Source organism: Flavobacterium sp. DG1-102-2, assembly GCF_033042555.1.
Lineage (GTDB): Bacteria > Bacteroidota > Bacteroidia > Flavobacteriales > Flavobacteriaceae > Flavobacterium.
Genome location: NZ_JAWLIK010000004.1, coordinates 275,683 through 302,646, shown reverse-complemented (window position 1 = coordinate 302,646; position 26,964 = coordinate 275,683). Strand labels below are relative to the sequence as shown.

Sequence of the window (26,964 nt, the reverse complement as noted above, 5' to 3'; positions counted from 1 at the left end):
TTGAGCCGATAGAGGGACTCGAACCCACGACCTGCTGATTACAAATCAGCTGCTCTAGCCAGCTGAGCTACACCGGCGTTCTCAATACGGGTGCAAATATATAGTGCGGTTTTTAATTTTGCAACTATTTACAGGCACTTTTTATTGATTTTTTTGCTTACAGCGCGTTGATTTTTTCAACTAATTGTGTAGCAGATTCTTCCAGTTGCTTGTTGATAGCCCTGAAGTGTTCTTTTTTATTTTCAACGTTTTTAGCGTTCACTTTAGTAATAAGGCTGTCAAAAGCAACAATTGCCTCATCTATAAGCGCTTCAGATTTTTCTGTAGCCTGAGCACCTGTAGTGATCTCCCATACATAGATCGCCTCAATGATATCTCCTAATACGAAATTGATGTCTTTTTTTAAGTTTTTAACGCTTGCCATCTTTATTTAATTTTAAATTGTTTGCAAAATTACGATTATTCTTTGACTCATCCGTTAAGAAATGCCTATTTCTAACAATGTAGCTTCTCCTGAAAGGATAAAAACCTTTAACGACGCCGGAATCAGTACTGTGTCACCTTTTTTAAAGTTGTGCTTTTCGCCGTTGGCCTCAATGGCATATTCACCCTCGGTACAGATGTAAACAGTAAAGCTGCTGCCCTCTTTATTTACCGCAGTGCTGCCTTTTAACGGAAAGTAGCTCGTGGTAAAATATGGACAGTCTACCATTACGTTAGCTTTGTTCTCTACTGTTGTGTAATGCTTCTGGGTATCGGTGGTATTATAATTCATGGCATCCAGCGCCTGCTCTACGTGCAATTCGCGCGATTTACCCTGAGCGTCTACCCTGTCCCAGTCGTATATCCTATAGGTAATGTCTGATGTCTGCTGAATTTCAGCAATTACAATCCCGGCACCTATGGCGTGTATGGTTCCCGTTTCAAGGAAGAACACATCGCCTTTTTTTACCGGTACTTCGTTTAGTATATTGATAAGGCTTTTGTTTTCCAGGTTCTGAAGGTATTCTTCCGGGCTTGACTTATACTTGAAGCCTACAATGATGCGTGCACCCTCGTCAGCCTGCATTACATACCACATTTCAGTTTTACCAAAAGAGTTGTGGCGTTTTTTAGCCAGTTCGTCATTTGGGTGTACCTGTATCGAAAGATCATCTCTCGCATCAAGGAATTTAAACAACAGCGGAAACTCTTTACCAAATTTCTCGTGCACTTTATAGCCTAATACCTCGGCAGGGTATTTATCAAGCAGGTCAGTAAGGTTTTGGCCTTTGTATTCACCATTAGCCACAACGCTAACATTGCCTTTTACATCGCTAAGTTCCCAGCTTTCACCGGTAGTATCTGTGGGCAGGTTGGTTTTACCAAGATCGGTTTCAAGTTTTGTTCCTCCCCAAATCCTGTCCTGCAGGATCGGTTCAAAAACTAATGGGTACAGTGTTAAGCTCATATTGTTTTTTGGTTGGTTTAATTTCCTCTGTAGGTAACAAAATTGCGTGGTGTTTCATAGAGCACCACTTCGATATCCATCGCCGCGTCAATGCGCCTGCGTACCCTGTTCCATATTACAACTGCTATATTCTCGGCAGTAGGGTTCAGGTCGGCAAACTCAGGTACATCAAGGTTAAGGTTTTTATGATCAAAAGGCGTTTCCACCTCATCAATAATAATATCCTTAAGTATCTTGATGTCTATAACATATCCTGTTTGCGGATCGATCTCTCCCGTAACACTAACGATAAGCTCGTAGTTGTGCCCGTGAAAGTTATGGTTGTTGCATTTGCCGAAAACAGCATTGTTCTGCTCCTCGCTCCAGTCCTTGCGGTACAGGCGGTGGGCAGCATTAAAATGGGCAGTCCTGCTTACGGTTACTTTCATTTTTTTTATTGTTGGTTGTTGGTTGTTGTTTGCCGGAATATCTGACAACCTTCAACTATTATACTATAATTTATGGTCTTCTAAAAAATGGTAGAATTCATCAAATATGATTCTGAACCATACAGTGTATGTCTCCGGGTTTTGCTGCATATCTTCTTTTACCGCATCAATGCTCATCCATTTCCAGCTTTCCGCCTCTTCCCTGTTTATTGCAGGTTCATCATCATAATAGCCTATCATTACATGGTCAAGTTCATGCTCTGTGAGTCCGTTATCAAACGGTGCCTTGTAAATAAATGAGAAAAGTTCCTTGAGTTCGGTTTCAAACCCCATTTCTTCCCTCAGCCTGCGAGTTCCTGCTTCTATGTTAGACTCACCCTCGCGCTGGTGGCTGCAGGTCGTATTTGTCCATAATAATGGCGAATGGTATTTTTGGGCTGCACGCTGCTGCAGCATGATCTCGTTATTAGCGTTAAGTATAAAAACCGAGAACGCACGGTGCAGCAAAGCCTTTTCATGGGCTTCCATTTTAGGCATAAGGCCTATCTGCTCATCCTGCTCGTTTACAAGTATTACTTTTTCTTCTGTCATAACATCCTAATAGCCTCCAAAAATAAGAAAAACTTTGCGGATATACGACCGTTTAACGTTTTGATAGCAGAGGTTGGTAATATAGTATAACACCTTTTTATTCCGCTGGTATATTTTTATTTTAATTCTTTGCTTTCAGGATTTTACTATTTTTACGTAAAATAAAAACCAACTATGAAGCCTACCCTTAAAGTATTCTTATTTATTGCCGCTTTAGCGCTTACAGCCTGTAATAAAACAACCCCTATCAACGAGATTGAAGGATTTGATTATGGCCGCGTAAGAAACGACAAATACACCAACACCTTTTTTGACATAGAATTTAATATCCCGAAAGGATGGCAAATACAGGATGATAAGCAGAAAAAGGAACTCATGAAAGAGGGCAGCGATTTGGTATTTAACGACGAGGAAACAAAAAAAGCTGCAATCAAATCATCAGACATTACATCGGCAAACCTGCTTACTGCAATTTCAAACAATCCGGGTACTACAGGGTTTGCCCATAACATCTTACTGCTTGCCGAAAATATGGAGCAGCACCCATCTGTCGTAACAGGCGATATTTACCTGCAAAGCGTTAGCAAAATACTTAGCAGCGGCAAACTTGAAATTATACAGATGGACAGGTCGTTTCCTAAAAAAGTCCTTAATGGAAAGGATTATTACGAAATGAGCATGGCAGCCCACATACAGGGCATGGATGTACACCAAACATATCTTATTACAATTGACAAAGGCTTCGCTGTAGGCTTTATATACTCTTATGTAAATGATGAGCAGAAAGCCGAACTTGAAAAAATAATACAATCACTTAAGCCCTATAAAGGCAACAGGGCAGCGAGCCATGAAAACAATTAAGAATATCCCGATACATAAACAGGATGCCAGCGCCGTAGGTGGTATTAACTTGCAGTACATGACTTTTAAAGACATGGACGAAGAGATGGATATAACCGCAAGCCACATGGACGATTATTACATCTTTTTAGTAGCACAGAAAGGCAGCGCAGATTTTCATCTGGATATGGAAGACTTTGAACTTAAAGCTCCGGGATTAATAATGGTGCGTCCTTTTCAGGTACATGCACCAAAATCGGTTAGCATTGATATGCAGGGTTATTTTATGAGTGTGGAATCTTTTCTTGTGCCCGACTACTGCCGTGAGATATTTGAAAACCTTATGCCCCAAAAGCAATTTTTCCCTTTCCAGGAGGAATCACCCGATCTTATTGATACGCTGTCGCTCATACATCGCACGTTTAATAGCGACAACCCTTTCAAGGCTTCCATACTTAATGGGCTTCTCAGCGGGTTTCTTAATCAGGCAGCAGGACTTTACTTTAAAGCGGGGGCTGGCAAACCGCAGCAAAAAAGCCAGGCTGCTATTATTACCGCAAAGTTTAAAACCTTGCTGAAGCAGTACTCTTTTTTACATTTGCCATCCTTTTATGCCAAGCAGTTAAACATAACCACTTCGCACCTTAACCACTGCCTTAATACCGCCACAGGGTTATCTGTAACACACTGGCTGCAGGATGCCATGATTATTGAAGCCAAGAAACAAATCTATTACACTAACAACGATATAAAGGAAATAGCTTTCCTGCTTGGCTACGAAGATCATGCCTACTTTTCGCGCCTGTTTAAAAAAATAACAGGCGAGACACCACTTGCCTTCCGAAAGAAATTCCGCGAATAATCCAATAATTTAACCGTATTGTAAAACAGTATTCTTTGTGTTTTGAAATTACTTTGCATCAGCATAAAACACAAAAGATAATGAGCATTTTACAATCTATCATCTACAAAATGAGCCATACGGCTGTGGTGATACACAAGGAAAAGATTACCCATTCTACTTACCACATACGCATCAAACTTAAAACGGACAGTTTTAAAAATTATATTCCGGGACAGCACCTGCGTATTATTGTGGGACTAGTTGATAACTCTTCCCTGAGCAACATGGTACGCACTTATTCTGTATGGCGTTATGACGAACTGAGAAACGAAGCCGATATTGCCATTTGTATATTCTCTAATGGGCAGGGTGCCAAATGGGTTCAGACTTTAGAAAAAGGCGACACTATTTATTTCCGCGGGCCGGAGGGTAAATTTACCATTAACCCTGATGCTGACAACCATCTCTTCTATGGTGATATATCCTCGCTGGCCCACCTGTATGAGCTTAACCGCAACACAGGTATCAGCAAAAAGGCATCGGGGATAATATACTCATCTGCAAAGACACATTATTTTGACGACCTGTCATCGAAGCGCAACTTTGGGTTTCTTGAAGCACCGGAAAATCCTGCTGACGATATCATTACAGAAATTAGCTGGAACGGCATACCGAAAGGAAATACTACGGTTTACATCGCCGGAGAAACTGCATTTTGTGTAGCATTGCATAACTATTTTAAGAAAGAGCATGGCTTTTTACCAAAACAGATAAAAACAAAACCGTTTTGGCATCCCAATAAAAAGGGCCTTGAATAAATTTATAATCATCTTTAAAACAGTAACGATCTTTTTAGAAACTTAAGCATAATGATTTGGTAAACTCGCAAACAGAGTGTTTTGTTACATTTGCTCCCCAATTTAAAAATTATGCTTACAAATAGTGAACTTATAGAGATTTTTACGATTTTTATAACAACCGAGGATAAAGACGAAGCCAGCAAAAATTTTGATATTTTGCTGGCTTACTTTTCTGAGTTAAACAAAGACACTGGTTACTTTGTAAAACTCAGAAACGACTTCTTTGATTATGACCCAACAGAAATTATAGGAATATATTCTGCGCTCAAGGTGGAGTTTGAAAATCTTAGCGGCTGTAAAGTACATTAAATAGTGCTTTGGGCTTGCATAGCGACACCCTATTTTAACCAAAAAGTGTAACTTAACCGATTATTTTAACATAATATCGTCACTGTTGAATATTCATTTTATTGTTACTAAAATTTTTCATTTATTTGGATAACCAAGAAAACAGAAACCTTCAAACACTCCCGATTGTATGAAAAAATCTCCTAAAATCTGCCTTACTGCATTAATCCTTATTCTTGCATTAACTGACTTTTGCAAAGCGCAGGAAAAACCCTCAACCATTATTGTAAGTATTGACATAATACTATAATTGTAATTTATTAATATCTTAAAAAATTCTTAAAGCATACTGCTTTTATTATCTTTTAGAGAGCAATAATCACGGTTAGTTGATTTTAACAGGCTGGCATTTTGCGAATAGGTACTTTAGGCCTCCAAACTAAATATAATTATTATGCAAAAATTGCTACTTGCAGCACTATTTATTCCGGTGTTGCTCATTGGCTGTTCAACAGAAGAAGAAACTGTTTCTACGTCTGCAAAAGGCGTAAACGACCGGGCGCCAAAAGCTATTTGCGTCCCTGCATCAGGTATCAACGGCATAAACACACAAGTATTGAGTAAACCGAGAAGGCTGTTCTTTACCTGGAGCGAGGACCTGGAGCAAAATCCATCTCGTTATTATGAGGCCGAAATACTGGTAAGAAATGGCAATTGTGCTACAGGAGAGGTTTCAGATATTATTGACACTCACCCTATTGACATTTTTGCGACCAATGTGTATGCCGCACACTAGCTGGCCTGAACATGCTTTAGTTGGAGGATACAACTTAAAGGATATAATCCAACCGTAGATGGCAGCATACTTTTTATGTACCACACAAACGCCATGGGCGAGCTACACACCATAATTGAAACCTATTTAAAACAAAAATCCCATTCGCCGGGGTGAATGGGATTTTTTACTTTTTGTATAATGTGTGTTTATAAACCGCCTTTACAATTAGGATCTAAAAACTTAGGAAGACTACCGCCTGCACACTTAAATTCATCTTTAAGAACACCGTCAGTAAACATATCTTCATATTTGTAGTACTCATTTACCGTGCCCTGTACTCTTAACTCATCCTTTGTAAGACGACCGTCGTTATCATCATCAGTATCAAGATAGTTAGGAATTTCATCGCCATCAGTGTCGTAAAACTCAGGACTTCCGCCTGGTGTTGCCACTTCATCTTTATTCAATATTCCATCGCCATCAATATCGGTGTAAGTTACGTCAAGCAGTTGGAAACTAAACGCCATGCAGGCGTAAGCGCTAACAAGGTTGCTCCCTGACGGTACGCTATTAAAATACGCAAGACCTGAAGGCAGGAACATAGCTCCGGCACCAAAATCGGTAAACTTTGCAGGATCTCCTTCATTACCTTCTACATAAACCCCTGATTTAAATCGTGGCAAAACATCAAGCCAACCCGGAACAAGCTGATAAAGCGGGGATTCGGCAACAGAATTTTCCCTGTAGTCAAACTGTGTACCATCAAATAACAATCCCCTATACGTAAAGTTAATGTTATCCGCCATTGAAGGGCTTTGACCTACGCCTTCACGAAAAGACACGTAGTATAGTGTATATTCCACTTCATTTCTTGTTACCTTAAGGTTTTGAAGCGGATAGGTAGTCTGGTCCCATATTGAAGCAGGTGCAGCTCCTCCGCCTGCATAATCCGCAATTGCAGGAAAAGTTGCGTCAAGTGTCTCCGTATTAAGATCTATATAATGGTTCTTAAGGAATTTCTCTATACTGTCTTTGTCAGATGCATATTGTACACCGTAATCCCTTGGGGGAGCAACTTTAACATCGTCATCATTTTTGCACGAAGCAAAAAATGTTATGAAGGCAATAAGGCTGAATACCTTTAAAAATCTGTTCATTTTAATTTTTTTTAATGAGCGCAAGATACAATTTTCATTTATTTTTGTACTGAACTCGTGCTTACTTTTTTCGATTGTCCGAAAATGCCAATAATGTACTTCAACAAAAAGCCAGCATAAGTTCTTGCTAATAACAACGATTTTTAAGAATTAGTATGAGGATTGACAAATTTTTATGGTGCGTGAGGTACTACAAAACCCGAAGCATTGCCACCCAGGCTATACAAAAAGGACATGTTACTGTAAACGGGCAGCAGGCAAAGGCATCGCGTGAGGTGTTTCCGTCAGATAAGGTTACCGTGCGCCGTGACCAGATTAACTATATACTCACCGTACTGGACATACCGGCAAACCGCGTAGGGCCAAAACTTGTGGATATTTATCGAAAGGACGAAACTCCGGCAGAATCATTCGAGCATTTGGAACTGCTCAAACTTTCAAAAGCACACTATCGTGCTGCAGGAACCGGAAGGCCAACTAAAAAAGACCGACGAGACCTGGACGATTACGGATTGGATATTGATGACGACGGTGACGAATAAAACACTTGTTACAAACGCGCTTTTTTTATCTTTGAACAAATTATAGCTACAAATGAAAAACATAATCCTTACGCAACAGGAAATAGACCATAAAACAAAACGTATAGCTTACCAGATCTACGAAACATTTCCTGAAGATACTGAAGTTGTATTAGCAGGTATTGCCAAGAATGGTTTTCTTTTTGCAAAGAAGCTGGCCGCAGAAGTTGAAAAAATATCATACATAAAGGTTACTCTTTGCGAAGTTAAGATAAACAAGAACCAACCCCTTGAGCCGGTTACGACTTCTCTTACGGCAGAAGAATATACTAACAAAAGCCTCGTGTTGATAGATGACGTGCTTAACAGCGGCACTACGCTTATATATGGCGTAAAGCATTTTCTTGATGTTCCGTTAAAGAAATTTAAAACGGCAGTGCTTGTAGACAGGAATCACAAGCAGTATCCCGTAAAGGCGGATTTTAAAGGCCTGTCCCTCTCTACCTCGCTTCGCGAAAATGTTCAGGTAGTCCTGGACGAGAAAGAGCAATACGCCTACTTAGAAGATTAGACCAGTAATGCTATCGCAGCAGTAATCTCCTCAGGCGATTTATTATTAACATCAATTACATGTTTAGCCTGATGGTAGTAATAACTGCGTTCGAACAGATGCTGTCCTACAAAAGATTCGAATTCATCGTCTTTTAAAGCGTCCAGTAATGGACGCTTTCCTTTTTGGAGCTTTAGGCGCTCCACTAAAGTAGCAATACCTGCTTTAAGATAAAAAGAAGCCACATCTTCTCTTTGTAATACTTCATGGTTGTTTGCGTACACAGGTGTACCTCCTCCCATACTCAAAACAAAGCCCCCTGAGCCGTTTACTATATCATAAAGCACATCGTGTTCAAGTTTCCTGAATTTAATCTCCCCTACCTCCTTAAAAAGCTGAGAAATGGTTTTGCCTGTGCGGCTTTCTATAACTTCATCAAGATCTACATAAGGCAAATTAAGTTTTTTAGCCAGCAAACGGGCCGTTGTAGTTTTACCCGATGCCATATATCCGCACAGTATTACTTTTTTCATACTGCAATTTTACTCACTTTTTTTGTGAGATGGTATGCATCACTGTAAAAATATCATGATTTGAATGATAACTTTAATTTGACGTTAAATTTTCTTTCCTAATAAGACCCTTAAAATAAAGGCGTTAAAAAAAATATTAAAAAAAAAGTCAACTTTCTCCCAAAAACGCTTTGAATAATGAATAATAGATGCGTATATTTGCACCCGCATTCAGGGAATGAAATAACAGACTCGGTAGCTCAGCTGGTAGAGCACATCACTTTTAATGATGGGGTCCTGGGTTCGAATCCCAGCCGGGTCACTATTTAAGACCTGATTTTATTTCCTGAAAGCAAGACTCGGTAGCTCAGCTGGTAGAGCACATCACTTTTAATGATGGGGTCCTGGGTTCGAATCCCAGCCGGGTCACAAAAGTTAAGCACATGCTTAACTTTTTTTGTTTATACTACTTTTTGGCCACGTGGAGAAATTGGTAGACTTGCCATCTTGAGGGGGTGGTGCTGAAAGGCGTATGGGTTCGAATCCCATCGTGGTCACTTTTAGCAGTTTTCATAACAGCGAAATTATTTTCAAAAGCCTGCAAAACCGAGGGATTGCAGGCTTTTTTCATTTTTAAACGTATTGCAAAATTTTTAAAAAAACATACTATTTCAGGCACCTTTCGTGGCACAACCAATCTTTAGAAAAAAGTGCCACAGTATTTCATTAAATACCCGAAATTTGGAAAACTATACCACAACTACAATTTTATATGAGCGTACCGCAATAAATAACTATCTACACAGCTTGCCTGATGCAAAGCGGAGCGAATGCGGGAATTGCATCATCTTGTACTTAAAATTCTACCGGGGTGTAAATTATGGTTTGAAGATGGTAAAGACAGTGAGAATAAAACGGTGAGCAATCCTAACATAGGATACGGCCTGCAAACCATAAAATATGCAACCGGGAAGACAAGGGAGTTTTTCCAGATTGGTATCAGCGCAAACACAACCGGAATTTCCGTTTATATACTCGGCATAGGCGATAAGAAATATCTGGCTCAAACCTATGGTAATAAGATAGGAAAAGCGAGTGTTACCGGATATTGCATCAAATTCAAAAACCTTAGAGACATACATCTTGATGTACTTGAATCGGCCATACGTTACGGGGCTTCTCATTCTGAATAATTAATACAGAATTTTCGTTATCAATTTTGGTTGACACATCATATTTCGCCAATTCTTTTACCTTTGCGCTTTAATCCAACAATCATCAGATGAAAATAGAAGAATTACTGAAGCAGAGAAGCGGAAATGTTTGTGAATTGAGCGGCGATAGCGAAAACTTATTTGTATATGAGGTGCCTCCTGCCCAGAATACCGGCATTGACGGTTGTATCCTAATTAGTGAGAAATGCCTTAACCAAATAGAAAAAAAAGAAGAACTGGATAACAATTTTTGGCAAGGTGTATTACCTACATCAATGTGGAGTGAGGTTCCTGCCGTACAGGTTGCATCATGGCGTATGCTGAACCGTTTTCGTAATGAGAGCTGGGCTGCCGATGCACTTGACATGATGTATCTTGACGACGAGAATTTGGAATGGGCTAAAGCCACCGGCGACCATACGGGGGACGGAACAATTGAATTTCATAAGGACAGTAATGGCAATATCCTTCAAAATGGTGATTCGGTAACGCTTATTAAAGACCTTGATGTAAAAGGTTCCACAATTAATGCAAAAATAGGAACTGCAGTGCGAAATATCCGTTTGGTACATGATAACCACGAGCAAATTGAAGGAAAAATAGACGGGCAGCTAATTGTCATTCTTACTAAGTATGTAAAGAAATAATGCAGGCCAAGCTGCATAATCGGAATTATTGCCAGCCTAAAACTTTCTCATACGCTTTTCTGGCACTCCCCCTAAAATGAACTTCGCCGCAATAGGAATACTCAAGCTTTTCAAAAATGTTCATCATGGCTGCATTGTCAAAATTGGTATCGGCTTTTATGCTCTTTATGCCGGATGTCAGAGCTAACTCTTCAATTTGTCGTAAGATATAAATAGCAAGTCCCTTGCCAAGATAGTTTTGAGACACGGCAACCCTATGCATTACTACAAAATCTTCATTGGTTAGCCATTTGCCCTCTATATCATTGTAGGCTGGCTCGTAATTAATCAGAACTGCACTATAGCCTATAACAACCTCATCATCTGTCAATACATGCCCAACTTCTTTTTCAATATCATTCTCTACAACTTCGAGATTAGGATAACCATCCTGCCATTGCCTGCTGCCATCCTGTTTACGACGTTCAATAGCCTGTCGCAAAATATCCCGAATTTGTTGGGCATCTTCTTTTTGTGCTTTTCTAAACCTATATTCCATAGCTGTAAATTTAAAAAATCAAATTATTGCACGCAGTATTTAAGCAGTACTTATTTAAAGCAAAAAGCGAAAACATCTTGTGATGTTTTCGCTTTTAATAAGCTATATGCAGTTAAGCTATTACTTCAGCGCGTAAGTAAGGTAACCGCCATCGGCAACTATTTCTGTGCCGCTTATAAAACTTGCAGCGTCAGATGCAAGAAAAAGTACAGTACGTGCAATCTCGTCAGGGTGCGCTAAACGCTGCTGCGCAGTTGCTGCAGCAAGTAATGGCTTAACTTCTGAAGGCACTACAGATTCCAGTCCGGGAGTTTGTACAGGCCCCGGGCTGACTATATTGACACGGATTTTTCTTTCTGCAAGCTCATTGGCAGCGATCTGGGCAATTTTATTTAGCGCACCTTTTGTAGATGAGTATACACTAGTTCCTAAATTAGAGGCTGTAGCTACAGTTGACGACGTAAATATTACCGACGACCCGTCTGCCAGGTAAGGAATAAATTTCTGTAAGGTAAAGAAATGCCCTTTTACATTGGTGTTGAACTGAGCATCAAAATCTGCTTCAGTTACCTGATCAATAGAAGCAAAAACGGCGATGCCGGCATTAAGGAAAAGTACATCTACTTTACCGCCATTTTCTGCAAATGCCTTTTCAAGAATTGCAATATCTTCCAGCTTTGATGTATCCGAAACTACTGTTTTTAATTTAGTGCTGTTAATCTCTTCAGCAGCTTTTTGCAGGTTTGGTGCATTTCGTCCGGTAATCCAAACGTTTGCGCCCGCGTTAATAAATGCTTTTGCGGTTGCTAACCCTATCCCTGTGGTTCCACCCGATATAACTACATTTTTATCTGTAAAATTCATTTTAAATATTTTTATTGTTACAGTGCAAACTTAGGATAGATTAATTTATTTTAGTTACTTTGTAACAAAAAGTAACAGTAACATTTGAGTAACAAGGTAACTTATGGATGACAATGTATGCAACCCCGGACATAAAAGAGAGATCATGGCTGTTCATGATGCAATGGACGTGCTAAACGGTAAATGGAAGATATCTATAATCTCGTCTATATGTTATTACAACAAGAGGCGTTTTTCGGATATTCTAAATGATGTAGATGGCATTTCAAACAAAATGCTGAGCAAAGAATTAAAAGAGCTTGAGGCAAATAAACTGATAAAGCGAACCGTTCTTGACTCGCAGCCCATTACTGTGCAGTATAATTTAACCGATTACGGCCTTACTCTGAGAAGTATAATTAATAATCTTGCCGAATGGGGAATAAAGCACCGACAGGTTATTATTGAAGATATGCAGTAGCCATACGCCTATTCTGCCTGCATAAATAAAAAAAGATAAGCCAGTTTAACATAAGTTAATCCTGTTTTTTATTTCGGGCAAAATTTGCAGAAAAAAATTAGGGGACTTTCAAGCTTAGGTATTTTGCACACAGTCGTTGGCATTGTAGCTATAATAGCGGCAATTGTATCATTTGTAAAATCGGGTAAAATAAAACTGGGTGCCGTATCCGGTAAAATATATTTTTACGGAAGGGTCATTACTTCCTTAACCGCTTGAGGTTTTATCAAACACGGATCTTTTAACCCCGGGCATATTTTCTCGCTGTTCATAGTTGTACTTGTACTAGCCGCTTTCGTTCTTTACTAAAAAAAGCAAGGCACACGAGAGCGCGCTATTTTGAGAATTTACTGCTGTCATTCAGTTTTTTTTGTCGCTTGTTCCTATTGTAAACGAAACACTTACCAGAGTACCCGTAGGCTAAAGACCCTACCTATCCACTTACAAAGCAAATTCTGCTTTCATTTTTTGTACTGTTCATTGTGGGACCAGTCTTTCAGTTTATTAAGCAGCGAAAGATCAACCGAAGTAATACGTAATTTTTTAAATTTATACCGGAGAACGTATAACTGAATTTGAATGGAATCAAACACAGTAAAAAATGGAATATCAAACCAGCTCCTTAACCCTAATAACCCTGCCGGGATATTTTTGGGCATAAGAATATATAAGCTGCATCATGTAATGATTGCTCTTGTAAGGAGTAACATACTGCTTCATTTCTAATGGGTCACTAAATCCGGTATCGGCAGGAAAATATCCCATGCCATAAAAATGCCCGTTTTCTACCCATATACAGCTTCGTTCTTCCTTAGACCGTCCTTTATCTACAATCCCAAAGCTCGGCCTGTTTTTTAAAACAAAGTCTATGGCATTATCAACCTGCCCATTGTGCTGTGCAACATCGGGTAAAGCGGCATGGTCAGGCTGGTAAAAAAGATCGGCGCCTCCATCAACAGCATACTTGCAGAACCTGTAATCCAGTTCAAATTTTTCGGCAAGGCTGCGTAAAAGGTTTATCGCATCGTGTATAGTACTGAAAACCTCTATGCAAACCTGAAACTTACTCACCTTGCCTACCGCGAGATAACGGTATCCGTTGCGGGCCTCATATTCATACAATCCGAATTTTGCCTCAAATTGCTTTAATGCTTTATTATATACTGGCCATAGCTTTTTAATTTCAGAACATTCAAGTAGCAGCGCCATCAGTTCAGTAGCGCATACTTCAAACGAAATGGAATGTATATCCCTTAAAAAATGCTGCCGCTGCGGAGTGATCTTGTGCCCGCTAAAATGTGACGCAACCCGTTTTTTTAAGTTGACTGCCTTACCCACATATACTACCTTTTTTGCTTCGTTATAAAAGTAGTATACTCCGGGCTTGTCAGGTAATTGCTCAAAGTCAGATGGCGGAAGGTTTGGCGGAAGCCGCTGATCCTGTGCGGTTTTCTTAACCATCTTATCAATCTCTTTCTGATCGTCGCATTCTATCAGCATGGAAAATAAAAGTGCAGTGGCATCAGCGTCGCCGCCGGCACGGTGTCTGCTTTCCAACGGTATGTCTAACGAACGGCAAAGATTCCCTAAGCTGTAAGAGCTTAATCCTGGTTTTATTTTTCGTGAGGCACGCACTGTACAAAGCTTTCTTGCCGTCCACTTAAAACCGGCTTCCTCAAGCTGGTGGCGTACAAAAGAATAATCGAAATTTACATTATGCGCTACAAAGATCCTGTCCGAAAGCATCTCGAAAACCTTTTCAGAAATATCATCAAAAATGGGTGCATAGCGCACCATTTCGTTATTGATACCCGTCAAGGCAAAAATTGAAATAGGAATCTCCTGTTGCGGATTAACGAGTGTCTCCCAGCGGTCAATGACACTTGTGCCATCGTGAATAATTATGGCAATCTCTGTAATGCGGCTGCCGCTTGCATTACCTCCCGTGGTCTCTATATCTACTATGGCATACTCCTGCTTTATCATCCTCATTTCCTGTATAATGCAAAGCTAACATTTTATTTTTACAGCAGAAAACAGGAATATGCCGGGACAGCTATTTTAAATTCCATATTTGCCTGTAAGCGCTCTTTTCTCGATGCTCTTAGCAAAGAGAGGGGTCTCCTCCTGGTTATGGAGGTCAGATGCTGCCTGTCTTGCAGCTGCGGCATTTGCTAAACTTATTCCGTGTTCTTTAATAAATTCTAAAAATTCGGGTGTAGCCGTAGCATGGATCTCATTAATGTATTGGGTAGTCTCATCATCTATGACTTCAGCTCTAAGCTCCCATAACACCTGCACTTTACTACGCCCATTTTTACCAATTACATCTGAAACAGAAAGCATTCTGCAATAATCAGCGCGGTACTCTGTGGCTATATAGTGCTGGATAACCAGTGCATCGCCTATCATCTCTACATTTATAGACATTGGCTGCCCGTCATACGTGCTTGTTACACCTGCCGCGATGTGGTTAACCGAGCATTTTTGATATTCTGCATCAGGAAGGTTAAATAGCCAGTCGGCGATATTCACTTTTGATATTGGGGCATTGATAATAGCTTTAGCAACTACATGAGATAAAGCATTTTCCGGTGTTTGAATAATTTCCATGACTTTTATTATTTAAGATTATAAGACAAAGGTCTGCACATTAAATTTATCGTCTAAACTCTTTTTTTAGATAATATCCATCGATAAAAACGATTAACTTTGTAAAACACAAATCTTCTTTCATGGAATTGCGCCAACTTAAATACTTTGTTAAAGCCGCGGAACTAAACAACTTTACCGAAGCTGCCCTGGCACTGCACATTACCCAAAGTACACTTTCACAGCAGATAAAACAACTCGAAAACGAATTGGGTATTTTACTATTTGACCGCATTGCAAAACGGGTAAGGCTAACCGAAGCAGGCAGCCTGTTCCTCCCCTATGCGCAGCGAACTGCCAAAGATGCGGAAGACGGTAAAAATATCCTTAAAGATTTGATGGATATCAGGACAGGTAAGCTATCTATCGGTGTAACCTATGGTCTTACTAACCTGCTTACAAAAGCGATAGTAAGCTTCAGTGCGCTGTACCCTGATATTAAACTTGAAATAGGATTTGGCACAACAGCAGAATTGCTGCAGAAACTGAATGAAGGTAAAGTTGACCTTATGCTTTCTTATCATCCGGTAGAGGAAAGCAACCTATTCTCATCAGAGGTATTGTTTACTTCTTCGCTGGCGCTCATAACACATAACGACAGATACGATGCCGAAAAAGGCATCTCCATCAAGAAATTACAACACCTGCCACTGATTTTACCTTCAGAAGGATACAGCATTCGTAACTATCTGGATGCAGCCTTTACAAAACATAAAGTTATGCCTGATATTAAGATGGAAGTAAATGATATAAATACTTTACTTCAATTAGTGAACACAGGGAACTGGTATACAATACTTATGGAAACCACCTTATTTAACTATCCTGATCTAAAAGCCATCAAAATAACCGGCGAAGGCATGAACAGGAACGCTACAATAACATGGCTTGCCGATTCCTACAAAACGAAGGCTGCTACAGTGCTGAGTGAATATCTAAAACAGCATGCGTTACTTTAAATCAGTAATACGGATGAGCCTAATTTCATTTATAAAAGATGTAGCTTCTTTTATCACAGCCTCTTTTGCTTCTTTATGGGGCGTATGGCCCGCATTGGGCACAATAAATGCTTCTGCATTACCGCTTACGGCAGCTACTGTAGTATGGAGCTGCTTTAACGAACCGAATTCGTCATTTCTACCCTGTATGAAAAGCAGCGGGCAGGTAATTAACGGCAACAAATGTTCTATATTCCAATCCCTGAAATCTTCTCTTGTCCAAGTGAGCGTCCAGGCTTTAAAAATAGCCTCTACCTTATCGCTGTGATATTTGGCTAACCTTGTTTTAAGGTCGGTGGTATTATATTTACCTACCGCTTCGTGTATGCCTTTAAGGGTAACATCTTCTACAAAAATATGACCAGCTTCACATATTAAAGCAGTTATCCTTTGAGGATATTTAGCCGCAGTTATTAGTGCTATAGACCCACCATCGCTATGCCCAAAAAGTATAGCCTGTTTAATAGTGTAGTGCTCAAGGATGTCGTTTAACAGATCGGCCTCTTTTTCAAGGTAATCAACCGGACGTTCAAATGTTGGCATAGCTATAGATTCTCCGTAACCAAGCCTGTCATAAACCAATGCGTTACAGCCGGAAGCATCAGCAAGCAATTGCGGAAAATCCCTCCACAATGCTATACAGCCAAGTGAATCATGAAGAAAAACCAGTGTGGGGCGGGTTTCATCAACAAGATAATAGTCTATCTTCATACCCTTATACTGTACCGATGAGTTCATACTTTTATTTTTATATTGTTTGAAAAGCGACGCAAATTACGGAAGATTAGAACACAATTTATAACCTGCTATTTCATTTATTAAACTACTTTAATTCTATTGCAGATCCTGAGCTGTTACTTTGTCTCATAATAATAAACTAAAAATTATGATACAGTCAGTAGAACAAATGATTACTACCTATGTAGAAGCATGGAATAACAATAACCTTGAAGAATTTAGAGTGGCATTTGCAGAATGCTGGGCAGAAAACGCTACTTATGTAGACCCGAGAACCGACCCTATTAGCGGTGTAGAGGCAATAGCTAATCTGGCAGTATATTCGCTTGAGTTGTCTCCAACACGAAAATTCAGCATACTTACCCAGCCTGATCACCACCATAATGTAGGACGCTACACATGGCAGGTACATTTGCCTGAAGGCAACAAAGAAGGCTTTGATTGTTTTGAATTTAATGAAGAGTTTAAAATAACTAAAATTATAAGCTTTTTTTAAACCGGCATAAACCGTAACTTTAGGCTTCTTAAACAAAGAAAAATGCACGACCTCATTCTTTCTAATTTTGCCATGCATATTGCTTTAAACGATATGGAAACCCGGCATATCAAACTAAATCTTGAGTATAAAACCATTAAAAAGAATGAGGTGTTGCTTAATTCAGGCGAAGTATGCCGCAATATATATTTTGTAAACAAAGGCTGCCTTCGCGTTTTTAATACAGATGCAGACGGGCTACAGCACAATATCCTATTCTGTCCTGAAAACTGGTGGTGTGTAGATATTGCCAGCTTTTCTGCACAAAATCCTGCCTTTTACACTATTGAAGCCCTGGAAGATTGTGAGGTTTTTTACTTTACACATACTGTTCTTGAAAAACTATATGAAGAGATTCCTAAACTAGAGCGTTTTTTCAGGATACTTACACAAAACGGGTTTAACCTTTACCAGCGCCGCCTTACTTCTAACCTCTCTAAAACAGCTGAAGAACGCTATGAAATGTTCCGCAGCCTTTACCCTGCTCTCGAACAGCGCATAACCCAAAAACATATTGCTTCTTACATTGGCATAACTCCGGTTTTTCTAAGCATGATTCGCGCTAGAAAATAACTTTACTCTTTTATATACAAAAAACATTAGCCCTGCAATGAAGGAAAAATTTATCATACAGCCCTGCCAAAAGCAAAACATTACGGCTATTATTAAAGGTATAAACACCTATAATGTAAATAAAGTGCCTGCCCTTGCACCTGCCTGGACTCCGCTTGAATTTGTGATAAAAGACGAAAATGGAAAAGAAATTGGAGGCGTGCTTAGCGGCATAGGCTGCTGGAACGGACTGGAGATAAGAATTCTTTGGGTAGCCGAGGCATACAGAGGCATGGGTATTGGCACGCAACTACTAAATCATATAGAGACAATAGCTGCTTCTAAAGGTGCAGAAATTGCCATGCTGGACACCTTTGATTTTCAGGCTGAAGGATTTTACCTTAAAAATGGCTACACTGTGATTGGAGAAATCAAAGGTTTCCCTAAAGGCCACAGGCGTATTTATCTTTCCAAGCTATTGAGACCTTAAATCAGGTGTTTTTACGCTGTCAGGCAACTATTTTGTTTGTTACTTTTGGCTTTAGCCAATTAGAAAGCCATGCCCTATAACCTGCTTGAAACCTTCCGCAAACATACTGTTGAACCCAATGCCATTACCGATGGTTATGACTGGAATGCATCTGTTGCAGCTTTGTTCCGTTTAGGCATAAGCATGGAAGATACCCTGCGCTACCTGCACAGTAATAAACCGGAGCAGGATGATTTCAGGAGATGGCTCGACGAAAAATGCAAGGACAGTCCGGTTAGTACTACCGAAACTATTGAAGATACACTATCTGCCGAAGATTTGGCTTTTTGGGACCAAAACGGATACGTCGTCATAAAAAGTGTAATTTCTAAAGAAAACTGCGAAGCAGCATGTAATGCCATCTGGCAGTTTTTAAATATGAGTCCTAATGACAGCAAAACATGGTATACTACTCACGAAGAGCAGCGTGGCATGATGGTTAGCTTTTCTGACCACGAAACGCTAAATACCAACAGGTTTTCGCTACGCATACAAAAAGCCTACGAACAACTGTATAAAACCACCCAACTGTACAGGACCATAGATAAGGTAAGCTTTAACCCTCCTGAAACAAATAGCTATACTTTTTTAGGCAGCAGGCTGCATTGGGATGTAAGCCTCAAAACACCTATCCCTTATGCTTTACAAGGGCTTTTATACTTAAGCGACTGTGGTTCTGATGATGGTGCGTTTCATTGTGTGCCGGGTTTCCATAAAGAAATTGAAAGATGGCTTGTAGAATTGCAACCGGGAGAAAACCCGAGGGAAAAAGCACTGCAAATACTAAAGCCCATACCTATAACAGGAGCTGCCGGCGATTTTATTATATGGAATAACACGCTGCCTCATTGTGCATCGCCAAATCGCGGCAGCGCACCCAGAATGGTGCAATACCTCACCTACCTGCCAAATGGATACCAACAGGCAGACGAATGGATCTAAAAATAAAGGTTTACTTACATATGTATCAGGCTGCAATAATAGCTTTTGCAGCTGTTTGTTGTTTGTATGATTATTAATATCTTTGAAGAAAACTGACCGGTATCTAACTTCCTTACAAGTTGCCGGGCAAGGTTTCGTTCATATCCAATTAATAAATTTATACATGCCTGATAAAACATACCCTGTCCCTGCCAACGAAAAGGAAAGGCTGGCTGCGCTGAGGCGCTATAATATTATAGATACCCTTCCTGAGGAAGAATTTAACGATATAGCCAAGCTTGTTGCCTACATATGCGATGTGCCCTGGGGGCACGTTTCTTTTATTGACGAAGACAGGCAGTGGTTTAAGGCTACAGCAGGTTTTGAGGCAGACGAAGTGCCAAGACATACTACCTTTTGCCAATATACAATCATGGAAACAGGCCCATGGATAGTACCTGATGCTACCAAAGAACCCAAACTTGTAGACAACCCTAACCTTTATGAAGGCTTTAAGGTACGGTTTTATGCAGGTATTCCTTTAACTACCCCAGACGGTTATAATATTGGTACTATCTGCGCCATAGACGGCACAGCAAAAGATATTAACGACGAGCAAAAAAATGCGCTTAAGATACTTGCGCGCCACGTAATTAGCCAACTGGAACTAAGGATAAAGAACATCGAGCTTGACAAGCAGACAGAAATTGCAAAACGTGCCATTTATGCAAAGGACAGTTTTTTGGCAAACATGAGCCACGAGATAAGGACACCGTTAAATGCAATCATAGGTTTTACTGATCTTATAGCAAAGACCCCGCTCAACAAAACACAGGACGAATACATAACCAATGTTCAGATTGCGGGCGACAACCTGATGATAATAATAAACGATATACTTGACCTTTCTAAGATAGAATCAGGTAATCTTGTTATTGAGTCGCATCCTTTTAACCTGAAAACCATCCTGAAACACACCTATGACCTGCTTAAGGTAAAAGTATCTAAAGACATAGAGTTTAACCTCTTTTTAGATGCCGAGATGCCTGAGATCGTTATGGGCGATAAAGGCCGCGTAAACCAAATACTTACCAATCTTGCAGGCAACGCCATTAAGTTTACCGAAGAAGGTGAGATTACTATTTCGGTTAAAAAGGTAAACGAAACTGACGATAAATACACACTAAAATTTTCGGTAAAAGACAGCGGTATTGGTATAAGCCAGGACAAACTGGATACAATTTTTGACCGTTTCACACAGGCGGAAGAAAGCACTACGCGCCGTTTTGGAGGAACAGGCCTCGGGCTGAATATAGTTAAACAACTGGTGGAACTTCAAAATGGCGAGATCAATGTAAAGAGCACTCCTAACAGGGGCTCTGAATTTTACTTTACCCTTGATTTTGGAAAAGTAGATATTGCTCACAAAGCCGCGGTTGAAAGCACGGCATCTGAAAAAACTATAAAAAAATTAAACATATTATTGTGCGAAGATAATATCCTGAACCAAAAACTGGCTACAGGTGTTATAGGCAATTTTGGCTTTAGCCTTGATATTGCAAACAATGGCGAAGAAGGAATCAAGATGTTCCTAAAAAAAGACTATGACCTTATTTTGATGGACCTGCAAATGCCTGTTAAAGACGGCTACCAGGCTACCGAATACATTCGCTGCGAATTAAAATCAGACATCCCAATCATCGCTATGACAGCCCACTCTCTTGTAGGTGAACAGCAAAAATGTTATGATATCGGCATGAATGGATATGTTCCAAAACCATTCAAAGAGGCAGAACTGCTTGCTGAAATAAGCAGGGTTCTAGAACCTAAAAATAATAAAGCAGATTTCAACGGGATTGACCTGTCTTACTTAGTCGAAATGTCTTGTGAAGACCAGAATTTTGTAAACGAAATGATAGCCATCTTCGTTAATAAGGTGCCTAACGAAGTAGACCTTATGGAAAAAGCCATTTGGGAAAATGACTATGATTCGGTTAAAAAGATAGCGCACAACATGAAATCAAGCCTGCCTATATTTAAGCTTGACGAGTTAAATGCGCATTTGGCAATAATAGAAAAAGGGGCTATTGATGAAAGCTTTGGTGACGTGATCTTTAAGAAATTTGATCTCCTAAAGGATGGTCTAATTAAAACTGTAGAAACGTTAAGAACTTATTAACGATTAAATCTTACACTTCCCCGAAAAAAATCATAATTTAGATAATAGCGCCTGATATTTATAGGGCTATTTATTATAGTACAATTAGAATATATCTTTATGAAAATAATCCTGGCAGAAGACAATGACCTTTTACGAAAATCGTTGTCGTTTTTTTTAGAATCTAAAGGATATAAAGTAAATCAGTTCTCTGATGGCAAAGAAGCACTTGAGGCCATTAGCAGCAACCACTATGACCTAATTTTAAGCGATATTAATATGCCGGGTAAAAGCGGCCTCGAAATAACTCAGTACGTAAGGGTAACCCTTAAACAGGATACACCCATTATAATCTTTACTTCTTCAGGTATAGAACAAACTGAACTTGACTCTTTTGACATAGGCGCAAATGATTTTATGGCTAAGCCAATAAGTCCTTCTGTACTGCTTGTAAGGATCAATAAACTGATTAAAGAACATACGCGATGAAACTCCGTAATTACTTACTACTGCTCGTTATGATCCCTTTTTGTGCCGTGGCGCAGGATCTGGATACATCTTTTAGCCAGGTAAGGGCAAAAGCTGAGGCTAAAGATTATAACGGAGCCATTAAAATACTACAGCAGCTCGAAAAAAAATATCCTGAAAACGAAGATGTAAAAGTTTATGAAGGCCGTGTTTATAGTTGGAAAAGGGATTTTAACAAATCAAAAAAAATACTTCGCCCAATTGTAGACAGGGAGAAGCCGAATGTTGAAGCACTTGAAGCTCTGATAAATGCCTACTATTGGTCTTTTGACTTTGATGCCTGTATCAGCTACTGCGATAAATATCTTGAAACACAGCCTGAATCGGCAGACATCCTGTTAATAAAAGCAACGAGCCTTGAAAAAACAGGAAGGGATGCAGAAGCACTTGCTATCCTGGATAAGCTGCCTGATACGCACAACTCCGGAGAAAAAGCTGAAGGGCTAAAAACCATAATAAGCCGAAAAACAAAAAATGCCATTGCGGCTTCTTATCTTAATATCTCCACTTTTGATCCAGGAGATCCACCTACACATTTTGGGTATGTGGAATACTTGAGAAAGTTTACAAAATCTACCGTAATAGGAAGGGTAAACATAAGTAACCGCAGCGATAAAACTGAAGTTCTTGGTGAAGTTGATTACTATCACACTTTCAAAAGAAGTTATATTTATACTAACGCTGCCGTTTCCAACGGAGAATTTATCTTCCCGCAGCTAAGGCTTGGCGCCGAATATTATTTTGCGCCCCAAGGCCATTTTGATTTTTCACTTGGTGGGCGTTATATGCATTTTAAGGATAACGACGTTACTCTTGTAACAGGCCAGGCGGCCTATAGATTTCAGAAATACACATTAGCTTACAGACCTTATTATGATCTGGACAGCGGCCTGATGTCGCATGTAGTGAGTATACAGCGCTATAACGAAGATACCGAAAACCTTGTAAGGCTGGAACTGCAATATGGAAATGTGCCATACCTGTATATCTACAGCAACACTACAGAACCGCTAAGGGCATACAGGGCAGGTATACAATACCAACACAAAATAGGCGATTCATTTTTTATAAAACCAATATTCCTATATGAGTACGAAGAGTATTTTCCTAGCTCATACAGGCATAAATTTAACTGCCAGGTTATATTTACTAAACGATTTTAAATGGAAAGCATTTGGGAAGCATATAAGGCAGGACTTTGGGTAGAGCCTTTTTTGGTCTATTCCATCATACTATTTATTATAGTTGGGGTTACTTTATTTTTGGCAATCATTATTATACGTTCAGAAAAAATAAACCGCAGAAAGAACCATGCTGTCTACAGTGAAATTATAGACAATATGTTTATGACGGTAGTTTTTACCGATGCTGTCTATGAGCAACTGAAACTGAATAATGATTTTGCCCCATACATCGGCCTGAAATATTTCAGGAAACAGATGCTGAGGGCTATTATTAACCTCCACCAGAATTACGAAGGCGTTTATGCCAAAAAGCTGGAAGACTTCTATTTCCAGTCGGGTTTAATGGCGATGTCTGTAACCAAGCTTAAGAGCCAGAATTGGGAAGTAGTTTGCAAAGGCATACAGGAACTTGCCGAAATGCAGGTTACAAAAGTTTTCCCTGCATTGGTTAAAATTTCTAAAACCAGTAATAAACAAGTGACCATAGCCGCACTTAAGGCTTGTGCTAAATTAAATGGCAGCAAGGGCCTTGCCCACCTTTCCACCTATAAGTACCCTATAGATATGTGGACCCAGGTAAATATTATCAGTGCATTTAAGCGCACTTATGCCCACAATGAGCACGAAAGTGTAGAAGTATTGCTTACATCAGCTAATACCAGTATCGTAAGCTTAGGGCTAAAAATTATCCATACATTGGAATTGAGCCCTATGATCCCTGTCGTTATGCAGCTTATAGACAATGCCCCTAACGACCATATACGACAGGAAGCAAACGATGTGCTTCATTACTTAAACCTTAATAAAAGTTTTTAATGCCGGACCCGGGATTTGACATATCATTCTTAGTACACATCTATCTGATATTGATATTGGCGTATGCCATTATGATCATGTCATCATACCTCATACTTGCTTATCTCTCTGCAAGGGAATTAAGGGAATACCTTAAGCGCAACAGTTTTGTAGATTATGAAGTAATGCTTTCAAGCGAATATGCTCCGGCCATGTCGCTCATTGCCCCAGCGTATAACGAAGCGGCGACAATAAAAGAAAACGTGCGATCACTGCTCTCTTTAAACTATAGCAACTACCAGGTGATCGTAGTGAATGACGGAAGTAAAGATGACTCCATGGAGGTATTAATCTCTAACTACGACCTTATTCCTGCCGAGTTTACATACAGTGAGCAAATTGAGACAAAAAAAATAAAGGGTGTATATGTTTCCAGAAATGCAGCATTTAAAAAACTTGTTGTAGTAGATAAGGAAAACGGCGGTAAAGCCGACGCACTTAATGTAGGCCTTAATATTGCTGCAAATCCTTATGTGGTTTGTATAGATGTAGATTGTATCCTTGATAAGGATTCGCTGCTGAAGCTTGCTAAACCTTTCTTAGAGAGCCATGGAAAACGCGTTATTGCAACCGGAGGCGTAGTAAGGATAGCCAACCAGTGCGTTATTGTTGACGGCCGCCTTGTAGAAGTGCATATTCCTGACAAAATGCTGCCAAGGATACAGGTACTGGAATATTTGAGGGCATTCTTATTAGGGCGTATGGCTTGGGAACGTCTTGACGGCTTATTGCTTATAAGTGGTGCTTTTGGCGCGTTTGATAAAGAAATTGCCATACTTGCGGGCGGCTATAATACCAAGACTGTAGGCGAAGACATGGAGCTTGTGGTGCGTATGAGGCGCTATATGCTGGAAAATAAACAACCCTATACCGTTAGCTACATACCCGACCCCCTGTGCTGGACTGAAGCTCCGGAAAGTGCAGACATCTTTAAAAAACAACGCAGCCGCTGGATGCGCGGTACGATAGAAACATTGCAGATACACAGAAAGATGTTCATGAATCCAAAGTATAAGCTTTTAGGCATGGTAAGCGTACCTTATTGGACTTTCTTTGAATTCCTTGCACCTTTTATAGAATTTGCAGGCATCGTTATTACGATAGTATTTGTTGTTTTAGGATTGCTTAACTGGCATCATTTCTTACTATTGCTGCTATTTGTATACTGCTTTGCAGTGACTTTCTCCATACTTGCATTGTATACAGAAGAAAGGACATACCACAAATACCGTAAAAGGACCGACTTTGCCAAAATGATCGTTGCAGCGCTTGTTGAACCCATATATTTTCACCCATTAACTGTGCTATCAGCACTTAAGGGTTATATAGAAAAAATAAGGGGTAAAAAAAGTTGGGGAGAAATGACCCGTAAAGGTTTTAATAAGCCATCTTAAACATCATTGCTTAACATAAGCCTTCCATAAACGGTTATCTGCTGCAAAGCATAATACATCTTTGTTTGTTTTAGGTTTGTTAAGCTGTGTAAAAGATAAATAAGGCTTGTCTTTATCACCGCCTTCGGCTTTAAATGATGTTGTGGCAGTACCTATTGTGACTTTATAATACATTAACCATGTTTGATAATAGCTAAAGTAAAAACCGTCGTTGCCGCCTCCGGTAGGATTTCCGTAGCCTAAAGAGAATCCGCTGCTAAGTTCATTTTTCCAGATTATGGATTCATCAAGCATTTTAATGTTATTAGTCTGTGTGCTATATGTGCCCTTATTAAGCTTATATCCTTTGCAATTTTCACAAAGCAGCGTTACTGAATAATGATCATCGCTATTCGGGATAGTATATAGTTTACCCGCAGTATCTGTAAAAAGCAGATAGCCTCTATCGTCTGATCCCGAATACCCACCCTCATCCAGTTCTTTCACACCTTTAAGACTGTCATAAAAAGCTGAACCGTACAGCTTTTTATACGCTTCATAACCCATAGCGGGTTTGCCATCGGCAGGATAATGTTCGTAAGGCTTGCTGATGGTTATAGGATATACTTTTTGCCTATGTTTCTTCAGCGTTAGTGCATCATATACATCGCAGGAATCAGCTTCCTTATTATATAACCTTTCAATAACAATTAGCCGGTTATCATCCAGATAGGCATCAACATCCTTTTCATATTTCACTTTCATAGTACAATTGCTATCTATAACGCCAAATGACACAGGTCCATTAGTGCTGTCATAATAAGAGACATCGCTGTTAGTAAAGTGAATAAACCAGTAATTGCTCCCTTTGGCTTGTGCAAGATTACGGACATATAACCCGGCAACAGAATCTATTGCTACATCAGGGTTACTGCTGCCAGGAAAGTGAGCCCAGTCTTTATATTTGTCAAACTGCGGAATTTTATATCCGTTAGCAAATGAGGCTATGATAAAACCTATACCACAAAGAGCTATTATACTACAAACGATAATCACAGTCCGTTTTCTGGCAAATCGCTTCTGGCCTGTAGTTTTAGACAGGTAGGCATTTCGGCGTTCTGCAGCAAAGATAATGATTAGGATAATCAGCGATATGCAGATAGAAAACACCGAGATAATGGGAATTCCAAGATCATCGAACCCTAATATCAGGCAGGCCGGAATTAAAAGGATATTAAAAACGAATAGAAGTAAAAATGCCTTTAAGGTTCTTTTCATAGCTATACAATGTATAGATTAAAGTTAGGCATTTATATACGATAAAAAGAAAATTCCTGCAAAAACAGGAAAGAATATCATT

General features: G+C 39.7%; 32 protein-coding genes and 4 tRNA genes. 23 read left to right on the top strand and 13 right to left on the bottom strand.

The window, feature by feature from the left end:
- Positions 1-3 precede the first annotated feature (3 nt).
- The 5 genes from R1T16_RS08710 to idi all read right to left on the bottom strand — a co-directional run bounded on the left by R1T16_RS08710 (position 4) and on the right by idi (position 2,469).
- A tRNA-Thr gene (locus tag R1T16_RS08710) sits at positions 4-77 on the bottom strand.
- An 80-nt stretch (positions 78-157) separates the two neighbouring features.
- Positions 158-424, bottom strand: coding sequence for a hypothetical protein (locus tag R1T16_RS08705; RefSeq protein ID WP_317500707.1), 267 nt, complete (start codon positions 422-424; stop codon positions 158-160).
- A gap of 54 nt (positions 425-478) precedes the next feature.
- Positions 479-1,450 carry a type I phosphomannose isomerase catalytic subunit gene (locus tag R1T16_RS08700; protein WP_317500706.1) on the bottom strand — a complete coding sequence of 324 codons (972 nt, stop codon included), beginning with the start codon at positions 1,448-1,450 and terminating at the stop codon, positions 479-481.
- A 17-nt stretch (positions 1,451-1,467) separates the two neighbouring features.
- Positions 1,468-1,878 carry a 6-carboxytetrahydropterin synthase gene (locus tag R1T16_RS08695; protein ID WP_317500705.1) on the bottom strand — a complete coding sequence of 137 codons (411 nt, stop codon included), beginning with the start codon at positions 1,876-1,878 and terminating at the stop codon, positions 1,468-1,470.
- Between the two features lie 63 nt (positions 1,879-1,941).
- Positions 1,942-2,469: an isopentenyl-diphosphate Delta-isomerase gene (gene idi, locus R1T16_RS08690; RefSeq protein ID WP_317500704.1), complete on the bottom strand. Its 528-nt coding sequence runs from the start codon at positions 2,467-2,469 to the stop codon at positions 1,942-1,944.
- Between the two features lie 174 nt (positions 2,470-2,643).
- On the opposite strand from idi, the gene R1T16_RS08685 reads away from it, so the two are divergent.
- The 5 genes from R1T16_RS08685 to R1T16_RS08665 all read left to right on the top strand — a co-directional run bounded on the left by R1T16_RS08685 (position 2,644) and on the right by R1T16_RS08665 (position 6,097).
- Positions 2,644-3,330: a hypothetical protein gene (locus R1T16_RS08685; RefSeq protein ID WP_317500703.1), complete on the top strand. Its 687-nt coding sequence runs from the start codon at positions 2,644-2,646 to the stop codon at positions 3,328-3,330.
- Positions 3,317-4,171, top strand: a complete 855-nt coding sequence (locus R1T16_RS08680; protein WP_317500702.1) for a helix-turn-helix transcriptional regulator — start codon at positions 3,317-3,319, stop codon at positions 4,169-4,171. Before R1T16_RS08685 ends, R1T16_RS08680 begins: the two co-directional genes overlap by 14 nt.
- Before the next feature lie 80 nt (positions 4,172-4,251).
- On the top strand, positions 4,252-4,971 hold the full coding sequence (locus R1T16_RS08675) for a siderophore-interacting protein (protein WP_317500701.1): 720 nt from the start codon (positions 4,252-4,254) through the stop codon (positions 4,969-4,971).
- A 111-nt stretch (positions 4,972-5,082) separates the two neighbouring features.
- On the top strand, positions 5,083-5,322 hold the full coding sequence (locus tag R1T16_RS08670) for a hypothetical protein (RefSeq protein ID WP_317500700.1): 240 nt from the start codon (positions 5,083-5,085) through the stop codon (positions 5,320-5,322).
- A 433-nt stretch (positions 5,323-5,755) separates the two neighbouring features.
- Positions 5,756-6,097 carry a hypothetical protein gene (locus R1T16_RS08665; protein ID WP_317500699.1) on the top strand — a complete coding sequence of 114 codons (342 nt, stop codon included), beginning with the start codon at positions 5,756-5,758 and terminating at the stop codon, positions 6,095-6,097.
- Between the two features lie 188 nt (positions 6,098-6,285).
- On the opposite strand, the gene R1T16_RS08660 is transcribed toward R1T16_RS08665, so the two are convergent.
- Positions 6,286-7,236, bottom strand: coding sequence for a hypothetical protein (locus R1T16_RS08660; RefSeq protein ID WP_317500698.1), 951 nt, complete (start codon positions 7,234-7,236; stop codon positions 6,286-6,288).
- A gap of 155 nt (positions 7,237-7,391) precedes the next feature.
- Between R1T16_RS08660 and R1T16_RS08655 the strand changes: the two genes are divergently transcribed.
- Together R1T16_RS08655 and R1T16_RS08650 are read left to right on the top strand one after the other, a co-directional pair.
- Positions 7,392-7,778 (top strand): RNA-binding S4 domain-containing protein, encoded by a 387-nt coding sequence (locus R1T16_RS08655; protein WP_317500697.1) that lies wholly within the window; start codon positions 7,392-7,394, stop codon positions 7,776-7,778.
- A gap of 52 nt (positions 7,779-7,830) precedes the next feature.
- Entirely contained in the window at positions 7,831-8,328 is a 498-nt protein-coding gene (locus R1T16_RS08650) for a phosphoribosyltransferase family protein (protein ID WP_317500696.1), read from the top strand.
- Here R1T16_RS08650 and R1T16_RS08645 read toward each other — a convergent pair.
- Complete coding sequence (locus tag R1T16_RS08645) at positions 8,325-8,840, bottom strand: shikimate kinase (RefSeq protein ID WP_317500695.1); 516 nt, start codon at positions 8,838-8,840, stop codon at positions 8,325-8,327. The two genes, R1T16_RS08650 and R1T16_RS08645, sit on opposite strands and share 4 nt — an antisense overlap.
- 228 nt (positions 8,841-9,068) lie before the next feature.
- Between R1T16_RS08645 and R1T16_RS08640 the strand changes: the two genes are divergently transcribed.
- The 5 genes from R1T16_RS08640 to R1T16_RS08620 all read left to right on the top strand — a co-directional run bounded on the left by R1T16_RS08640 (position 9,069) and on the right by R1T16_RS08620 (position 10,680).
- Positions 9,069-9,141, top strand: a tRNA-Lys gene (locus R1T16_RS08640).
- 34 nt (positions 9,142-9,175) lie between these two features.
- Positions 9,176-9,248: transfer RNA gene (locus tag R1T16_RS08635), tRNA-Lys, on the top strand.
- Positions 9,249-9,294: 46 nt separating this feature from the next.
- Positions 9,295-9,376 (top strand) — tRNA-Leu (locus tag R1T16_RS08630).
- Positions 9,377-9,649: 273 nt separating this feature from the next.
- Complete coding sequence (locus R1T16_RS08625) at positions 9,650-10,012, top strand: DUF1801 domain-containing protein (protein ID WP_317500694.1); 363 nt, start codon at positions 9,650-9,652, stop codon at positions 10,010-10,012.
- An 89-nt stretch (positions 10,013-10,101) separates the two neighbouring features.
- Positions 10,102-10,680, top strand: a complete 579-nt coding sequence (locus R1T16_RS08620; RefSeq protein WP_317500693.1) for a PhnA domain-containing protein — start codon at positions 10,102-10,104, stop codon at positions 10,678-10,680.
- Positions 10,681-10,705: 25 nt separating this feature from the next.
- On the opposite strand, the gene R1T16_RS08615 is transcribed toward R1T16_RS08620, so the two are convergent.
- Positions 10,706-11,218, bottom strand: a complete 513-nt coding sequence (locus R1T16_RS08615; protein WP_317500692.1) for a GNAT family N-acetyltransferase — start codon at positions 11,216-11,218, stop codon at positions 10,706-10,708.
- 120 nt (positions 11,219-11,338) lie between these two features.
- Positions 11,339-12,082, bottom strand: coding sequence for an SDR family oxidoreductase (locus tag R1T16_RS08610; RefSeq protein WP_317500691.1), 744 nt, complete (start codon positions 12,080-12,082; stop codon positions 11,339-11,341).
- Positions 12,083-12,185: 103 nt separating this feature from the next.
- Here R1T16_RS08610 and R1T16_RS08605 point away from each other — a divergent pair, with 103 nt between their 5' ends.
- On the top strand, positions 12,186-12,542 hold the full coding sequence (locus tag R1T16_RS08605) for a helix-turn-helix domain-containing protein (RefSeq protein ID WP_317500690.1): 357 nt from the start codon (positions 12,186-12,188) through the stop codon (positions 12,540-12,542).
- Positions 12,543-13,190: 648 nt separating this feature from the next.
- Here the strand turns inward: R1T16_RS08605 and R1T16_RS08600 are convergent.
- Entirely contained in the window at positions 13,191-14,567 is a 1,377-nt protein-coding gene (locus R1T16_RS08600; protein WP_317500689.1) for an exonuclease domain-containing protein, read from the bottom strand.
- 75 nt (positions 14,568-14,642) lie between these two features.
- A complete protein-coding gene (locus R1T16_RS08595) occupies positions 14,643-15,194 on the bottom strand; it encodes a hypothetical protein (RefSeq protein ID WP_317500688.1) in 552 nt (183 codons plus the stop codon).
- Positions 15,195-15,316: 122 nt separating this feature from the next.
- Between R1T16_RS08595 and R1T16_RS08590 the strand changes: the two genes are divergently transcribed.
- Positions 15,317-16,192: a LysR substrate-binding domain-containing protein gene (locus R1T16_RS08590; protein WP_317500687.1), complete on the top strand. Its 876-nt coding sequence runs from the start codon at positions 15,317-15,319 to the stop codon at positions 16,190-16,192.
- Here the strand turns inward: R1T16_RS08590 and R1T16_RS08585 are convergent.
- Positions 16,184-16,969: an alpha/beta hydrolase gene (locus R1T16_RS08585; RefSeq protein ID WP_317500686.1), complete on the bottom strand. Its 786-nt coding sequence runs from the start codon at positions 16,967-16,969 to the stop codon at positions 16,184-16,186. The genes R1T16_RS08590 and R1T16_RS08585 overlap by 9 nt on opposite strands.
- A gap of 148 nt (positions 16,970-17,117) precedes the next feature.
- On the opposite strand from R1T16_RS08585, the gene R1T16_RS08580 reads away from it, so the two are divergent.
- The 9 genes from R1T16_RS08580 to R1T16_RS08540 all read left to right on the top strand — a co-directional run bounded on the left by R1T16_RS08580 (position 17,118) and on the right by R1T16_RS08540 (position 25,625).
- Positions 17,118-17,465 carry a nuclear transport factor 2 family protein gene (locus R1T16_RS08580; RefSeq protein ID WP_317500685.1) on the top strand — a complete coding sequence of 116 codons (348 nt, stop codon included), beginning with the start codon at positions 17,118-17,120 and terminating at the stop codon, positions 17,463-17,465.
- A 42-nt stretch (positions 17,466-17,507) separates the two neighbouring features.
- Positions 17,508-18,077, top strand: coding sequence for a Crp/Fnr family transcriptional regulator (locus tag R1T16_RS08575; protein WP_317500684.1), 570 nt, complete (start codon positions 17,508-17,510; stop codon positions 18,075-18,077).
- Positions 18,078-18,114: 37 nt separating this feature from the next.
- The gene (locus R1T16_RS08570) at positions 18,115-18,546 is read left to right on the top strand and encodes a GNAT family N-acetyltransferase (RefSeq protein ID WP_317500683.1); all 432 of its coding nucleotides are present in this window, start codon (positions 18,115-18,117) and stop codon (positions 18,544-18,546) included.
- Positions 18,547-18,615: 69 nt separating this feature from the next.
- A complete protein-coding gene (locus tag R1T16_RS08565) occupies positions 18,616-19,527 on the top strand; it encodes a phytanoyl-CoA dioxygenase family protein (RefSeq protein WP_317500682.1) in 912 nt (303 codons plus the stop codon).
- 163 nt (positions 19,528-19,690) lie between these two features.
- A complete protein-coding gene (locus R1T16_RS08560) occupies positions 19,691-21,685 on the top strand; it encodes an ATP-binding protein (protein ID WP_317500681.1) in 1,995 nt (664 codons plus the stop codon).
- 99 nt (positions 21,686-21,784) lie between these two features.
- Positions 21,785-22,153, top strand: coding sequence for a response regulator transcription factor (locus tag R1T16_RS08555; RefSeq protein ID WP_317500680.1), 369 nt, complete (start codon positions 21,785-21,787; stop codon positions 22,151-22,153).
- Positions 22,150-23,355, top strand: coding sequence for a YaiO family outer membrane beta-barrel protein (locus R1T16_RS08550; RefSeq protein ID WP_317500679.1), 1,206 nt, complete (start codon positions 22,150-22,152; stop codon positions 23,353-23,355). Before R1T16_RS08555 ends, R1T16_RS08550 begins: the two co-directional genes overlap by 4 nt.
- Complete coding sequence (locus R1T16_RS08545) at positions 23,356-24,192, top strand: HEAT repeat domain-containing protein (RefSeq protein WP_317500678.1); 837 nt, start codon at positions 23,356-23,358, stop codon at positions 24,190-24,192.
- Positions 24,192-25,625 (top strand): glycosyltransferase, encoded by a 1,434-nt coding sequence (locus tag R1T16_RS08540; protein WP_317500677.1) that lies wholly within the window; start codon positions 24,192-24,194, stop codon positions 25,623-25,625. The genes R1T16_RS08545 and R1T16_RS08540 overlap by 1 nt, the downstream gene beginning before the upstream one ends.
- 3 nt (positions 25,626-25,628) lie before the next feature.
- Here the strand turns inward: R1T16_RS08540 and R1T16_RS08535 are convergent, their stop codons facing one another.
- Positions 25,629-26,882, bottom strand: a complete 1,254-nt coding sequence (locus R1T16_RS08535; RefSeq protein ID WP_317500676.1) for a hypothetical protein — start codon at positions 26,880-26,882, stop codon at positions 25,629-25,631.
- Between the last annotated feature and the right edge of the window lie 82 nt (positions 26,883-26,964).

What these genes read in the sequence shown, in the direction of transcription:
- R1T16_RS08705 (WP_317500707.1), bottom strand. Translation starts at nt 424, where the DNA reads ATGGCAAGCGTTAAAAACTTAAAAAAAGACATCAATTTCGTATTAGGA.
- R1T16_RS08700 (WP_317500706.1), bottom strand. Translation starts at nt 1,450, where the DNA reads ATGAGCTTAACACTGTACCCATTAGTTTTTGAACCGATCCTGCAGGAC.
- R1T16_RS08695 (WP_317500705.1), bottom strand. Translation starts at nt 1,878, where the DNA reads ATGAAAGTAACCGTAAGCAGGACTGCCCATTTTAATGCTGCCCACCGC.
- idi (WP_317500704.1), bottom strand. Translation starts at nt 2,469, where the DNA reads ATGACAGAAGAAAAAGTAATACTTGTAAACGAGCAGGATGAGCAGATA.
- R1T16_RS08685 (WP_317500703.1), top strand. Translation starts at nt 2,644, where the DNA reads ATGAAGCCTACCCTTAAAGTATTCTTATTTATTGCCGCTTTAGCGCTT.
- R1T16_RS08680 (WP_317500702.1), top strand. Translation starts at nt 3,317, where the DNA reads ATGAAAACAATTAAGAATATCCCGATACATAAACAGGATGCCAGCGCC.
- R1T16_RS08675 (WP_317500701.1), top strand. Translation starts at nt 4,252, where the DNA reads ATGAGCATTTTACAATCTATCATCTACAAAATGAGCCATACGGCTGTG.
- R1T16_RS08670 (WP_317500700.1), top strand. Translation starts at nt 5,083, where the DNA reads ATGCTTACAAATAGTGAACTTATAGAGATTTTTACGATTTTTATAACA.
- R1T16_RS08665 (WP_317500699.1), top strand. Translation starts at nt 5,756, where the DNA reads ATGCAAAAATTGCTACTTGCAGCACTATTTATTCCGGTGTTGCTCATT.
- R1T16_RS08660 (WP_317500698.1), bottom strand. Translation starts at nt 7,236, where the DNA reads ATGAACAGATTTTTAAAGGTATTCAGCCTTATTGCCTTCATAACATTT.
- R1T16_RS08655 (WP_317500697.1), top strand. Translation starts at nt 7,392, where the DNA reads ATGAGGATTGACAAATTTTTATGGTGCGTGAGGTACTACAAAACCCGA.
- R1T16_RS08650 (WP_317500696.1), top strand. Translation starts at nt 7,831, where the DNA reads ATGAAAAACATAATCCTTACGCAACAGGAAATAGACCATAAAACAAAA.
- R1T16_RS08645 (WP_317500695.1), bottom strand. Translation starts at nt 8,840, where the DNA reads ATGAAAAAAGTAATACTGTGCGGATATATGGCATCGGGTAAAACTACA.
- R1T16_RS08625 (WP_317500694.1), top strand. Translation starts at nt 9,650, where the DNA reads ATGCGGGAATTGCATCATCTTGTACTTAAAATTCTACCGGGGTGTAAA.
- R1T16_RS08620 (WP_317500693.1), top strand. Translation starts at nt 10,102, where the DNA reads ATGAAAATAGAAGAATTACTGAAGCAGAGAAGCGGAAATGTTTGTGAA.
- R1T16_RS08615 (WP_317500692.1), bottom strand. Translation starts at nt 11,218, where the DNA reads ATGGAATATAGGTTTAGAAAAGCACAAAAAGAAGATGCCCAACAAATT.
- R1T16_RS08610 (WP_317500691.1), bottom strand. Translation starts at nt 12,082, where the DNA reads ATGAATTTTACAGATAAAAATGTAGTTATATCGGGTGGAACCACAGGG.
- R1T16_RS08605 (WP_317500690.1), top strand. Translation starts at nt 12,186, where the DNA reads ATGGATGACAATGTATGCAACCCCGGACATAAAAGAGAGATCATGGCT.
- R1T16_RS08600 (WP_317500689.1), bottom strand. Translation starts at nt 14,567, where the DNA reads ATGATAAAGCAGGAGTATGCCATAGTAGATATAGAGACCACGGGAGGT.
- R1T16_RS08595 (WP_317500688.1), bottom strand. Translation starts at nt 15,194, where the DNA reads ATGGAAATTATTCAAACACCGGAAAATGCTTTATCTCATGTAGTTGCT.
- R1T16_RS08590 (WP_317500687.1), top strand. Translation starts at nt 15,317, where the DNA reads ATGGAATTGCGCCAACTTAAATACTTTGTTAAAGCCGCGGAACTAAAC.
- R1T16_RS08585 (WP_317500686.1), bottom strand. Translation starts at nt 16,969, where the DNA reads ATGAACTCATCGGTACAGTATAAGGGTATGAAGATAGACTATTATCTT.
- R1T16_RS08580 (WP_317500685.1), top strand. Translation starts at nt 17,118, where the DNA reads ATGATACAGTCAGTAGAACAAATGATTACTACCTATGTAGAAGCATGG.
- R1T16_RS08575 (WP_317500684.1), top strand. Translation starts at nt 17,508, where the DNA reads ATGCACGACCTCATTCTTTCTAATTTTGCCATGCATATTGCTTTAAAC.
- R1T16_RS08570 (WP_317500683.1), top strand. Translation starts at nt 18,115, where the DNA reads ATGAAGGAAAAATTTATCATACAGCCCTGCCAAAAGCAAAACATTACG.
- R1T16_RS08565 (WP_317500682.1), top strand. Translation starts at nt 18,616, where the DNA reads ATGCCCTATAACCTGCTTGAAACCTTCCGCAAACATACTGTTGAACCC.
- R1T16_RS08560 (WP_317500681.1), top strand. Translation starts at nt 19,691, where the DNA reads ATGCCTGATAAAACATACCCTGTCCCTGCCAACGAAAAGGAAAGGCTG.
- R1T16_RS08555 (WP_317500680.1), top strand. Translation starts at nt 21,785, where the DNA reads ATGAAAATAATCCTGGCAGAAGACAATGACCTTTTACGAAAATCGTTG.
- R1T16_RS08550 (WP_317500679.1), top strand. Translation starts at nt 22,150, where the DNA reads ATGAAACTCCGTAATTACTTACTACTGCTCGTTATGATCCCTTTTTGT.
- R1T16_RS08545 (WP_317500678.1), top strand. Translation starts at nt 23,356, where the DNA reads ATGGAAAGCATTTGGGAAGCATATAAGGCAGGACTTTGGGTAGAGCCT.
- R1T16_RS08540 (WP_317500677.1), top strand. Translation starts at nt 24,192, where the DNA reads ATGCCGGACCCGGGATTTGACATATCATTCTTAGTACACATCTATCTG.
- R1T16_RS08535 (WP_317500676.1), bottom strand. Translation starts at nt 26,882, where the DNA reads ATGAAAAGAACCTTAAAGGCATTTTTACTTCTATTCGTTTTTAATATC.